Below are 12,962 nucleotides of genomic sequence, written 5' to 3'. Positions count from 1 at the left end.
TTACCATCCTGGCATCAGCGGTATGTACCGATTGAAATGTTTTTTGCCTTTAATCAATATTTCAATGTGGCAGCGATGATCGCGCAATCATGTGAGCTTGTCTACAAAATTATGTAAATCGCAAAGTTGCATTCAAGGGCCGGGGGTGCAGTCGGCGCAGCCGGGCGCGTGTTCCGGGTCTTTTTCCAGGTGCAGCGCCAGTTCGCGCAAGGCCGTGCGCACGCCTTCCTCGATGACGGGGTGGTAAAACGGCATGTCGAGCATGGCCGGCACGGTCAGCTGCGCCTGGCACGCCCAGGCCAGCAAATGGCCCAGGTGTTCCGCCCGTGGGCCGATCAGCTCGGCGCCGAGAAAGCGCTTGCTGCCGAATTCCGCATACACGCGCAGCAAGCCCTGGTTCTGCAGCATCACGCGGCTGCGGCCTTGGTTGCCGAACGACACGGCGCCGACGGCGAAGCGGCCCGCGTGGCTCACGCACAGTTGCTGGTATGTCGCGCCCAGGGTGGCGATCTGCGGCTCCGTGAAGGCGATGGTCAAGGGCGTGCGGCGCAAGCCCGGTTTGACGTCCGGAAAGCGCGCCGCGTTGTCGCCCGCGATGCGGCCCTCGTCGGCCGCTTCGGGCAGCAGCGGCAGTGCATTGTCGGCATCGCCGGCGATGAAGATGGCGCTCTTGCCGCACTGCATGGTGTGCGCATCATGCAGGGGGACACCGTGACGGTCGAGCTCGATTTGCGCCGTTTCCAGGCCGATCTTGTCCACGTTCGGGCGGCGGCCGACGGCGGCCAGCAGATACTCGAACTGCTCGGTTTTTTCCACGCCCGCGGCATCGCGGCTGGTGAGCAGGATGCCCTTGCCGTCGGGCGTTTTTGCCACGTGCGCGACGCCGGTCATGAAACGGATATCGAGTTCGCGCGCCAGCACGGCGTCCGCCTCGCGCAGCACCAGCGGGTCCGTCAGCTGCGCGACTTTATTGCCACGCGCAAACAGGGTCACGCGCACGCCGAGACGTGCCAGCGCCTGGCCCAGTTCCAGGCCGATGACGCCGCTGCCGACCACGGCCACGGAAGCGGGCAAGTCCGTCCACTCGAACACGGCGTCGCTGGTGATGACTCGGTCTCCCGCCGCTTGCCACTCGGGCGGCACGATGGCCGTGGAACCGGTGGCGATCACCACGCTGGCCGCTTCCACCAAGGTATGTTCATCCACCTGCAATGTGCCGGGGGAAATAAAACGCGCATGGCCGCGCAGTTTTTCTTCGTCGGCAATGGCGTTGACGCCGTCGAGCACGAAGCCGACAAAACGGTCGCGCTCGCTGCGCACCCTGGCCATCACTTGCCGGCCATCGATGCGCACGGGGCCAGCATGCACGCCAAAGGCCGGCGCGGCAGCCACGGCATGGGCCGCCTCGGCCGCCGCGATCAGGAGTTTGCTGGGCATACAGCCCACCCTGGCGCACGTCGTGCCGTACGGCCCGCTTTCTATCATCAGCACGCGCTTGCCCTGCATGCGCGCTGCCCTGTGCGCCGTCATGCCGGCCGTGCCGCTGCCGATCACGGCCACATCCACTCGTATCGTCTTCATGCCGCTGTCCATCCGTTTGAGGTTGCTCACAGCGTTCGATACTACCCGTTTGCTGAAAATAAGGTTTTACTTTGCAGCAATATATGCATTAGTATAACTAATCATTTTCAAAATTTATAAGCTGAGCTAATGGGATCACTCGATTATCGCGCGCTGGCCGTGCTGGACGCCGTCGCCAGCCATGGCAGTTTCGACAAGGCCGCCCTGGCGCTGGGCATCACCCAGTCGGCCGTCTCGCAGCGCATCAAGGCGCTGGAAGACGCCAGCGGGCGCCTCTTGATCATCCGTGGCCAGCCAGCCGTGCCGACGGGCCTGGGCCAGCGCCTGATCGTGCATCACCGCAACGTCAAGCTGATGGAAGCATCGCTCGACATCGACCTGGGCAACAGCGTCAGCATGCCGGAAATCGCCATCGCCATCGATGCCGACAGCCTGGCCACGTGGTTCCCCGACACCTTGTCCGCCCTGCTGGCGCCGCCGCGCTGCCAGCTCGACGTGCGCCTGGCCGACAGCGACAGCGCCTTGCAGATGGTGCGCGACGGCTCCGTGTTCGGCTGCGTGGCGGCCGAGTCGGGCACAGCGATCGATGCGGCGGCCGCCACCAGCGTCACGCCGCTGGGCACCTTGCGCTATGTCTGCGTGGCCACACCCGTGTTTGCGGGCCACTGGTTCGGCGACGGTTTTATTGCCGAAGCGGTGCAACTGGCGCCGGCCGTCGTGGGCCAGCACGGCTTGCTGGCGCGTTTCCTCGCGGAACAATTGAGCATGCGTGAACCGTTTCCGCACCACACCTTACCCGTGGAAGCGACGCGCCGCGGCTGCGTCCAGGATGGCCTCGCCTACGGCTTGATGCCGCAGCGCCTGGCCGCGCAGGCGCTGGCAACAGACCGTCTCGTGGATCTGATGCCGGGCAGCACTCTGGACGTACCGCTGAGCTGGCATGCGTGGACCCTGGACACGCCGTTTACCAAGCTGCTGTCCGAGCAGATCGTCAAGTCCGCGCGCGACTATCTGAACTAATTCAGTGAATTGATTTAAATATCCAGCGGGTCCACTTCCAGCGACCATTTCACGCGCGTCTTCATGGCGCGCAATGCCATCAGCCATTCCTTTAAAAACGCTTGCAGGGCGGGACGCGAGGCGGACTCGAGCAGCAGCTGGGCGCGGTCCACGTTGTAGACGCGCGTCATGCTCATGGGAATTGGGTCGTTGATGGTCACCTGCGGGTGTTCCATGCATTCCTTGGCCGCCTGCAGGAACTCGATGGCCGTGGCCAGCTCCGGGGCTTCCGCGCGCAGCAGGGCCTGGAACAGGTACGGCGGCAGCGCCGCCTGCGCCCGCTCTTCCAGCAAGGTGGTGGCGAAGTGGTCGTAATCGTGGTTGACGACGGCGTCGTACAGCGGATGGCGCGCATAGCGCGTCTGGATCAGCACTTCGGACACGCTGCCCCCTTCCGTCTGCGCAGCGCGCCCTGCCCGGCCCGCCACTTGCATCAACTGGGCGAACAGCCGTTCGCTGGCCCGGTAATCCTGGGAAAACAGGGCCGTGTCCGGATTCAGAATGCCGACCAAGGTCAGCTTTTTGAAATCGTGGCCCTTGGCCACCATCTGCGTGCCGATCAGGATATCCACTTCGCCCCGGTGCACAGTGTCGAACGCTTCCTGCGCGCTGCCCTTCTTGCGCGTGGAATCGGCATCGATGCGCAAGATCCGCGCCTCTGGAAACAATTGCTGCAAGCCCTCTTCCACGCGCTGCGTGCCGCGTCCCAGCGGCTGCAGGTCGACGTTGCCGCACGTGGGGCAATGGCGGGGAATGCGCAGTTCCAGGCTGCAATGGTGGCAGCGCAGCCGGTGTTCGGGCTTGTGCAGCACCATGAACGAGGTGCAGCGCGTGCAATTGCTGATCCAGCCGCACGATTCGCAGCAGATCACGGGCGAATAGCCGCGCCGGTTCAAGAACAGCAGCGACTGCTCACCGCGCTCCATGCGCAGTTTCAAGGCGGCTACCAAATGCGAAGTCAGGCCATCTTTCGGCCGGTCGCGCTCCATGTCGAGAATCTTGACGCGCGGCAACACTGCATTCTTGACGGCCCGTTCGCGCAACTCCAGCTTGCGGTAGCGCCCCGTCTGTGCATGGTGCCAGCTTTCCAGCGACGGCGTGGCCGAACCGAGCACGATGGGTATCTGCAATTGCCAGGCGCGCCACACGGCCAGGTCGCGCGCGGAATAGCGCAAGCCTTCCTGCTGCTTGTAGGAAGGATCGTGCTCTTCATCGATGACGATCAGTTTCAGTTTCGGCAAGGACGCCAGGATGGCCAATCGCGTACCGAGCACGATGCGCGCCTGGCCCTGGTGGGCGGCCAGCCAGTGCAGCATGCGCTCGCCTTCGGACAGGCTGCTGTGCAGGGTGGCCAGCATGACGCCGGGAAAGCGCGCGCGGATATTGCCTTCCAGCTGGGGCGTCAGGTTGATTTCCGGCACCAGGATCAGGATTTGCGCATCGTCCTCGCGCGCCAGCACCTGGGCGCACGCCTGCAGATACACTTCCGTCTTGCCGCTGCCCGTCACGCCGTACAGCAGGGTCGGTTTAAAGCCTTGCGCGCCGCCGATGGCGTCGGCCGCCTCTTGCTGGGCAGCATTCAGGGCCGGCATGTTCAGGGGCGTGCCGTCGTGTGCGTCGGCCAGCTTGCCCAGCTTCTTGATGGCGCGGTCGAGCGCCACGGTGGTGAGCACGCGCAAATTCTTCGGCAGGCCCGGCAGCGCCACTTCACCGAGCGGACGCTGGTAGTAATCGGCGGCAAAGGCGGCCAGCGCCAGCCATTGCTCCGACAGGGGTGCCAGCTGGCTGCGCACGGCCAGCACGTCCTTCAATTTCGCGGCGGGCACGTCGGTGCTGTCGGACACGCCGACGATCAGCCCCATCACTTCGCGCCGGCCGAACGGCACCAGCGCCAGTTGCCCCACTTGCGGCAGAGGCACGGCAGCGTCCGCATCCGCCGCCGCGTTCCAGCGGTAGTCGAACAGGGCGTTCAAGGGCGTGTCGAGCGCGATGTTCAGGATGCACGACGTCAAAATGCACTGCGACATGGGGGTAGGGCCTATCTCAATAAAAAAGCGCGCCGCAGAATCGATGGCGCGCGGGATGTCCGGCATCAAGCCAGCGGGCCATGATACTTGTTTCGCCCCTCAAACGCCTAACGGCAGGCAGGATGGTGTGGCATCCTGCCTGAAGAAAATTCTGTGGATAACTTTGTGGACAAAGCAAAATTAACTTTCAGAAAAATGTGGACAGAAAATTTCGATCGCCGTCAAGAGCGGCACGCAAGAAAAATTAAGTATTTAAAATCAACGACTTAAAAATTGACGCCCGGGAGGCTGGAAAACCGCAGGGCATTTCCGCCGCTGTGCATAACTGAACCATTTGTAATTTATTTATACAGAAATCAGCCCGCTTTTGCGGCGGCCGATCCGGAAAACCGGCGGCGGCATGCTGCAAAGTTGACAATTGCCGGGCAAGCGTTCGTTTTTACCTGCCGGGCGACGAAACATTGTTCAATTATCATGCAGTGCAACATGCACTTCAGGTGAAACCTGAACATCGGCGCTAAGTATCGGTTAACAAAATACTTTTCAATTTTATCCACAGAATCTGTTGATAACTTTGTGGACAATGAAGGAATAAGGCAGGCGAACGAAAGAATAACCTTATCAATAGCAACAAAGTCCGCCGAACAAGGCTTTTTTTATGTCTTAATAATCAAGCACTTGCAGAGCATCCCCGGGCATGGCTTTTCGACTGCCTCTTATTTCCGCAGCAAAAAAAATTGTGCATAAGTCGGTATTTCTTGCGAAGGCGCAGCAAAGAAAAAGGCAGGCTTCCGCTGGAAAGCCTGCCTTTCTGCCCCTGCGCCAGGGGAAAACGGCTACTTACTGGCCGCTGCGCATGGCGCGGCTCATGCTGTGCACGGCTTCCACCATGGCTGCCACCGATTCCGGCGGCGTGAACTGGGAAATACCGTGGCCCAGGTTGAACACGTGGCCCGTGCCTTCCGACGGCGCGCCGAAGGCGTTGAGCACTTTCGCCACTTCGGCGCGGATCTGCTCGGGGCTGGCGAACAGGATGGCCGGGTCCAGATTGCCCTGCAAGCCCACTTTATGGCCCACCAGCTGGCGCGCGCGCGTCAGGTTGACGGTCCAGTCCAGGCCCACGGCATCGGCGCCGATGTCGGCGATCTGCTCGATCCACTGGCCGCCGCCCTTGGTAAACACGATGGCAGGGATTTTCACGCCATCCTTGTCGCGTTTCAATTGCGCCACCACTTGCTGCATATAGGCCAGCGAGAATTCCTGGTAGGCGCCATCGGCCAGCGCACCGCCCCAGGAATCGAAAATCATCACGGCTTGCGCGCCGGCATCAATTTGCGCATTCAGGTACTGCGCCACGGAAGTGGCGTTGATGGCCAGGATGTGGTGCATCAGGTCCGGGCGGTTGTACAGCATCTTCTTGATGGTGTGGAACTCTTTCGAGCCGCCGCCTTCCACCATGTAGCACGCCAGAGTCCACGGGCTGCCGGAAAAACCGATCAGCGGCACGCGGCCGTTGAGTTCCGTGCGGATTTGCGTGACGGCCTTGAAGACGTAGTCGAGCGATTCCAGGTCCGGCACTTGCAATGCCTTCACGTCCTGTTCCGTGCGCAGCGGGCGCTCGAACTTCGGGCCTTCGCCATCGGCGAAATACAGGCCCAGGCCCATGGCGTCAGGCACCGTCAGGATGTCGGAAAACAGGATCGCCGCGTCGAGCGGGAAACGCTCCAGGGGCTGCAAGGTCACTTCCGTGGCGTAATCGGGATTCTTTGCCAGGCCCAGGAAGGAACCGGCCCGCTCGCGCGTGGCGCGGTATTCGGGCAAATAGCGGCCTGCCTGGCGCATCAGCCAGACTGGGGTGTGCTCGGTCGGCTGGCGCAGCAAGGCGCGCAGGAAAGTATCGTTCTGGAGCGGAGCAAATTGTGGCATGGAAGGCAATCAATAGCTTGGAGAAGCGGTATTATCGCATCCAATCGCCGCCATTTCATTGATTCCGGTGCCGCTTTGCAGCATTTGCCACGCACAGCGATGACTTTCGTTGTGCCAGCCCTTCCATTATGATGATGCACGCCGCCGCGCGCCTTGACCCTGCCTGGCGGCCCTTGATCCCCTCACTATACGGAGCCCGCATGACCTCGACCGCATCCAGCACCCCTTATGGCATCTGGCCATCGCCGATCAGCGCGGCCATCGTCGCCGCCGGCGCCTCGCCGCTGACGCAGCTGGCCCTGGGCGGTGCGGATGACGGCGACGTGTTCTGGCTGGCCGGGCGCGCCAGCGAGGCGGGCCGCAACACCCTGCTGCGCCAGCGCGGCGCGCGCGTCGATGAATTGACGCCGGCACCCTTCAATGTGCGCACCCGCGTGCATGAATATGGCGGCGGCGCGTATGCCGTGGCCGGCGATACCGTCTACTTTTCGCATTTCGCCGACAATTGCCTGTACCGCGTGAGCGGCGACGCCGCGCCCGCAGCGTTCACCACCGGCGGCAACACGCGCCATGCGGATTTCGTCGTCGATGCGGCCCGTTCCCGCCTGATCGCCGTGCGCGAACAGCATCCGCAGGAAGGCCATGCCCTGCCGGAAAACAGCCTGGCCGCCGTCGGCTTCGACGGGCGCGAAACGGTGCTGGCGCGCGGCCACGATTTCTATGCGGCGCCGCGTTTGTCGCCGGACGGCAGCCAGCTGGCCTGGATCAGCTGGGACCACCCGCGCCTGCCGTGGCAAGGCACGGAACTGTGGCTGGCCGACGTGCAGGCAGATGGCAGCCTCGGCTCGCCGCGCCTGATCGCCGGCGGCGCGCGCGAGTCGATTTGCCAACCGGAATGGTCGCCGAACGGCTTGCTGCACTTCGTGTCCGACAGCAGCGGCTGGTGGAACCTGTACCGCCTGCACGGCGCCGACATCGAGGCGCTGTGCCCGATGGAAGCGGAATTTGCCACGCCGCACTGGACTTTCGGCGGCAGCATGTACGGTTTCCTGTCCGACGACGAGATCGTCTGCACGTATATCCAGGCCGGCATCAGCTACCTGGCGCAATTGAACGTGGCGGCGGCCAAGCTGGAGCCGATACCGCACCCGTACCAGGAAATCCGCGAGCTGCGCGTGGGCCCCGGCTTCGTCGCGCTGCTGGGCGGCAGCCCCACCATCGCGCTGGAACTGGCGCGCATCGATTTGGCCAACCATGAACTGGAAGTGCTGGCGCAGTCGATCGCTGCCCTGCCTGCGCTCGGCTACCTGTCCGTGCCGCGCAGCTTGAGCTATCCGAGCAACAATGGCCGCACGGCGCACGCCTTCTTTTATGCGCCCACGAATGGCGACATGCAGGCGCCGGCAGGAACGTTGCCACCCGTCATCGTCATCAGCCACGGCGGCCCCACCAGCATGGCCAGCAATACCTTGAAACTGGCGACGCAGTACTGGACCAGCCGAGGCATCGGCGTGCTCGACGTCAACTATGGCGGCAGCAGCGGCTTCGGCCGCGAGTACCGCGACGCGCTGCGCGGGCAGTGGGGCATCGTCGACGTGGAAGACTGCATCGCCGGCGCGCGCTACCTGGCCGCCAACGGCCTGGCCGACCCGGAACGCCTGATCATCCGCGGCGGCAGCGCGGGCGGCCTGACGACCCTGTGCGCACTGACCTTCCACGACGTCTTCAAGGCGGGCGCCAGTTACTACGGCGTATCCGACCTGAAGGGCCTGGACAACGATTCGCACAAGTTCGAATCGCGCTACACCGACTACCTGATCGCTTCGCAGCCGCAAGCCGAGGCGCTGTACCGCGAGCGCTCGCCCATCCACCACACGGATAAACTGTCGCGCCCGATGATCTTCTTCCAGGGTCTCGATGACAAGGTGGTGCCGCCGCAGCAGTCGCAGCTGATGGTCGACGCCCTGCAGGCGCGCGGCGTGCCCGTCGCGTATGTCCCGCTCGAAGGCGAGGGCCACGGCTTCCGCAAGGCGGAAAACATCGTGCGCACCCTGGACGCGGAACTGTATTTCTACCAGCGCGTGTTCGGCCTGCCCGTGGCGGCTGGCGAACCTCCCGTGCATATCGCCAATTTGCCCGCATGACCGAGCAAAATGTCGACCAGCATCTGTTGGACGAGTTCGCCGCACTGGAGCAGCATGAGCAAATGATCCTGGCCCTGCTGGCGATCACGGGCGAACCGGTGGGCAAGCATGCCGTGTATGAACACTTGCAGCGCGCCAATGTCGTCGAACCGGACGGCACGCCGTTTTCCCTGCTGGTGGTGACGAACATGCTGCTGCGGCTGACACGCCTGGCGCTGGCGTCGGAAATCGTGGGACGGGGCTTCGCCTGCGAAGCGAGGCTGCGCTGGCCCGCCATGCGCGCGGCCATCGAACACCTGGTGTTTCGCGACCTGTGCCAGGCCATCGAGCTGATCAATCCCGTGCGCCGCAACTGGGATGGCTATGTGGAGCTGCGCAGCTACCGCCAAGGCGTGGCGCGCCTGCGCATCGCCCTGCTGCGCAATGACGAGGTACGCCACGTGGCCGCCATCCTGGCCGCCTGCATGGCGTGCTATGAAGCGCAGCAGCTGCATCCGCTGATCGAAATCTTCGGCCGGCCGTTCGAGCCGGAAATGTTGTCTTTCGTCATGCCGCAACTGCAGGATGACATCCTCGCCGTGCTGCTGGGCAATGCGCCGCGCGAGCCGGGCACGGCGCACGCCATCCGCGCGTACGCGCGCGCGCACCACGCGCGCCAGGCGGCGGCCGGCGACCATATCGGCGCCGCCCTGCCGCTGGCCCTGGCCGAAGACGCCCTGCTGTGCGGCGAACTCGATGCGGCTGCGCGCTACCTGGCAGGCCAGCAGGGCCCGCAGGTACTGTTTCTCGACAGCAGCATCGCCCTGTTGCGCGGCGAACATGCGCACGCCGTGGCGGGCTTCGAGACAGCCTTGAAGGGCTTGCGCAAGGAAACAGGCAAGCGCAAGCTGTGCTTCACGGGCATCGGCGGCCACTTGTACGTGCTAGCCTTGCTGCGCAGCAACGACGCCAAGCTGCTGAAAAGCGCGGAAACTTACCTCGATATCGCCCTGCATGCGCAGCCGAACCACGACAGCATCGTCTACCAGCAACTCAATACCCTGCGCCTGGTGCGCGCCGGCGTGCAGCCGGCGGAAAGCATCCCCACGCGCAGCTGGGAAACGGCACTGCAGGCGCAGCTGTTCCAAGCCTTGTTGTACTACTGGCTGGCGCTGCCGCAGTTGAGCGAACGCAAGGACCAGCTGCGATCGCTGGTGCAGCAAGCGGACGCGGCCGGCTACGATTTGATCGCGGCGCAGGCGGCCGGCTTGCTGGGCTTGATGGGCGAGCCGCAGCAGGAGCGCTATGCGACGGCCAAACGGGCGCAACACGGCTTGACGGACATGGCGCCGTGGTTCGAGCGCCAGGAAGCGTGGCAGCGCCAGCTGAGCGCGCTGATCAACCTGCAGCAGAACGCACCCGCCGAGGCGCTGGGCGGCGTCTCGCGCCTCGTGTGGCTGGTGGCGTTCGACCCGCGCTTCGGCCTGACGGCCGTGGAAGTGCGCGAGCAGAAGCGCGACGCGCGGGGCGGCTGGAGCAAGGGCCGCGCCATGGGCTTGAAACGCCTGGCCGAGGAGGCGGGCGACATCGATTTCCTCACGCCGCAGGATGCGCGCGCGGCGGGCAGCATCGCGCCTTTTAAACAATATTATTCGTCGGCGCCCCGCTATGAAGTCGAGCTGGACAAGGCAGCCGTCTTGCTGGTGGGCCACCCGCTCGTGTTCTGGCTCGACCACCCCGACACGCGCGTGGAGCTGATCGCCGGCGCGCCCGAGCTCCTCATCAAGTCGCACGAGGGGCAGCTGTGGCTGGGCATGCAGCCGCCGCTGCCCGACAACGGCAGCAATGTGGTGGTGCAGCGCGAGACGCCGACGCGTTTGCGCGTGGTGCACATCCTCGACGAGCACCGGCGCATCGGCGCCATCGTGGGCCTGGGCCTGTCCGTGCCCCTGCATGCGGAAAAACAGGTGATGCAGGCGATCGGCGCCATCTCGTCCATGGTTACCGTGCAATCAGACATCGGCGGCGGCGCGGGCGATGCGGAAGCGATCACGGCCGACCACCGCCTGCACGTGCATCTGCTGCCCTACCAGCAGGGTCTGAAAATGCAGATTCTGGTGCGCCCATTGCTCGACAACGGCGCCTATTACGCACCGGGCAGCGGCGCCGAAAGCGTGTTTGCCGATGTGGCGGGCCGGGCCGTGCAAGCGCGGCGCGACTTGAACGCGGAGCGCGAAGCGCAGCGCCAGCTCATCGGTCGCTGCCTGGTGCTGGAAGAGGCGGAAGAAGAGCATGGCGAGTGGCTGCTGGGCCAGCCTGCCCTGGGCTTGCAATTGCTGGTGGAATTGCAGGCGCTGGACCCGGACGGCATGGTGCTGGCCTGGCCCGAGGGCGAAACCATGCGCGTGTCGAAACGCATCGACAGCGGCCAGATGCGCCTGAATATCAAGAGCGAGAAAGACTGGTTTGCCGCCAGCGGCGAAGTGCAGATCGATGAAGACAAGGTGATGGATTTGCGCGCCCTGCTGGACTTGATGCAGAACAATAAAAGCCGCTTCGTGGCCCTGGGCGACAACCAGTTCCTCGCCCTCAGCGACGAATTGCACCGCCGCCTGTCGGAACTGGCCGCGTATGGCGAGGCGCATGCCGACGGCGTGCACATCCACCCGCTGGCCGCCTTCGCGCTGGAAGAGCTGGCCAACGATGCGGGCGGCGTGAAGGCCGACAAACTGTGGCGCGAACACTTGCTGCGCCTGCGCGCGCTCGACGACTATCAGCCGCAACTGCCCAGCACCTTGCAGGCGGACTTGCGCGACTACCAGCTGGCCGGTTTTAACTGGCTGGCGCGCTTGGCGCACTGGGGCGTGGGCGCCTGCCTGGCCGACGACATGGGACTCGGCAAGACCTTGCAGGCGCTGGCGCTGATCCTGGCGCGCGCGCCGCACGGCCCCACTCTCGTCGTCGCCCCCACATCCGTATGCATGAACTGGATCAGCGAAGCGCAGCGCTTCGCGCCCACCTTGAACATCAAATTGTTCGGCAGCGGCGACCGCGCCGACATGCTGGAAACACTGCAGCCGTTCGACGTGGTGGTGGCCAGCTATGGCTTGCTGCAACAGGAAGCCACTATGTTTGCCGGCGTGCGCTGGCATACGATCGTGCTCGACGAAGCGCAAGCCATCAAGAATGGCGCCACCAAGCGCTCGCAAGCCGTGATGGCCCTGCAGGGGGACTTCCGCATGGTGGCCAGCGGCACGCCACTGGAAAACCACCTGGGTGAATTGTGGAACCTGTTCCGCTTCATCAACCCCGGTTTGCTGGGCACCCTCGACCAGTTTAATTTACGCTTCGCCGGTCCCATTGAGAAAGATCAAGACAAGCGGGCAGCGGCCGGCGCGCGCCTGCGGCTGCGCCGCCTGATCGCGCCATTCATCCTGCGCCGCACGAAGACGCAAGTGCTGTCGGAATTGCCGTCGCGCACGGAAATCGTGCTGGAAGTGGAATTGTCGCCGCAGGAAACGGCGCTGTACGAATCCTTGCGTCGCGAAGCACTGGAAAAACTGGCCATGGTGGAAGGGCCGGCGTCGAAAAAAGCCATCCAGATCCTGGCCGAGATCATGAAGCTGCGCCGCGCCTGCTGCAACCCGCAACTGGTGGCGCCCGAGCTGGGCTTGGCCAGCAGCAAGCTGGCGGCGTTCGCCCAGTTGTTGTCGGGCTTGCTGGAAAACCGCCACAAGGTGCTCGTCTTCAGCCAGTTCGTCGACCATTTGACCCTGATCCGCCAGCACCTGGAGCAGCATGGCGTCAGTTACCAGTATCTCGATGGCAGCACGCCCATGCAGGAACGCAAGCGCCGCGTCGACGCCTTCCAGGCGGGCGAGGGCGACGTTTTCCTGATCAGCCTGAAGGCGGGCGGCATGGGCATCAATTTGACGGCGGCCGACTACGTGATCCACATGGACCCGTGGTGGAACCCCGCCGTGGAAGACCAGGCGTCGGACCGCGCCCACCGCATGGGGCAATTGCGCCCCGTCACCATTTACCGGCTGGTGGCGAAGCACACGATCGAGGAAGGCATCGTCGAATTGCATCAGCACAAGCGCGACCTGGCCGACAGCCTGCTGGAAGGCAGCGACGCGGCCGCGCGCATGTCGGCCAATGACATGCTGGGCATGCTGCAGGAGGGGTTGAATCAATGAGATTGAAAAAATGAGCGGCGCCACCGCGTTCCATGCGATGATCGTTT

General features: G+C 64.0%; 6 protein-coding genes. 3 read left to right on the top strand and 3 right to left on the bottom strand.

All coding sequences use genetic code 11. From position 1 onward, the window contains the following. Positions 1–132: 132 nt before the first annotated feature. A complete protein-coding gene (locus O3299_RS24540) occupies positions 133–1,581 on the bottom strand; it encodes a dihydrolipoyl dehydrogenase (RefSeq protein ID WP_251351550.1) in 1,449 nt (482 codons plus the stop codon). Between the two features lie 129 nt (positions 1,582–1,710). On the opposite strand from O3299_RS24540, the gene O3299_RS24535 reads away from it, so the two are divergent. Next, positions 1,711–2,601 (top strand): ArgP/LysG family DNA-binding transcriptional regulator, encoded by an 891-nt coding sequence (locus tag O3299_RS24535; protein ID WP_034780913.1) that lies wholly within the window; start codon positions 1,711–1,713, stop codon positions 2,599–2,601. A 14-nt stretch (positions 2,602–2,615) separates the two neighbouring features. Here the strand turns inward: O3299_RS24535 and O3299_RS24530 are convergent, their stop codons facing one another. Further along, positions 2,616–4,667 (bottom strand): primosomal protein N', encoded by a 2,052-nt coding sequence (locus O3299_RS24530; RefSeq protein ID WP_289919849.1) that lies wholly within the window; start codon positions 4,665–4,667, stop codon positions 2,616–2,618. 840 nt (positions 4,668–5,507) lie between these two features. Further along, a complete protein-coding gene (gene hemE, locus O3299_RS24525) occupies positions 5,508–6,593 on the bottom strand; it encodes a uroporphyrinogen decarboxylase (protein ID WP_099666089.1) in 1,086 nt (361 codons plus the stop codon). A 200-nt stretch (positions 6,594–6,793) separates the two neighbouring features. Between hemE and O3299_RS24520 the strand changes: the two genes are divergently transcribed. Together O3299_RS24520 and O3299_RS24515 are read left to right on the top strand one after the other, a co-directional pair. Continuing rightward, on the top strand, positions 6,794–8,737 hold the full coding sequence (locus tag O3299_RS24520; RefSeq protein WP_305063384.1) for a S9 family peptidase: 1,944 nt from the start codon (positions 6,794–6,796) through the stop codon (positions 8,735–8,737). Continuing rightward, the gene (locus O3299_RS24515; protein WP_305063383.1) at positions 8,734–12,915 is read left to right on the top strand and encodes a DEAD/DEAH box helicase; all 4,182 of its coding nucleotides are present in this window, start codon (positions 8,734–8,736) and stop codon (positions 12,913–12,915) included. Before O3299_RS24520 ends, O3299_RS24515 begins: the two co-directional genes overlap by 4 nt. The last annotated feature ends 47 nt before the right edge of the window (positions 12,916–12,962 follow it).

It is taken from the genome of Janthinobacterium sp. SUN176 (assembly GCF_030587335.1).
Lineage (GTDB): Bacteria > Pseudomonadota > Gammaproteobacteria > Burkholderiales > Burkholderiaceae_D > Janthinobacterium > Janthinobacterium kumbetense.
This window is presented reverse-complemented; position numbering and strand designations above follow the sequence as displayed.

Bases quoted from the DNA above. Each gene is read 5' to 3' on its own strand.
- hemE (WP_099666089.1), bottom strand. From the start codon at position 6,593: ATGCCACAATTTGCTCCGCTCCAGAACGATACTTTCCTGCGCGCCTTG.
- O3299_RS24540 (WP_251351550.1), bottom strand. From the start codon at position 1,581: ATGAAGACGATACGAGTGGATGTGGCCGTGATCGGCAGCGGCACGGCC.
- O3299_RS24530 (WP_289919849.1), bottom strand. From the start codon at position 4,667: ATGTCGCAGTGCATTTTGACGTCGTGCATCCTGAACATCGCGCTCGAC.
- O3299_RS24515 (WP_305063383.1), top strand. From the start codon at position 8,734: ATGACCGAGCAAAATGTCGACCAGCATCTGTTGGACGAGTTCGCCGCA.
- O3299_RS24520 (WP_305063384.1), top strand. From the start codon at position 6,794: ATGACCTCGACCGCATCCAGCACCCCTTATGGCATCTGGCCATCGCCG.
- O3299_RS24535 (WP_034780913.1), top strand. From the start codon at position 1,711: ATGGGATCACTCGATTATCGCGCGCTGGCCGTGCTGGACGCCGTCGCC.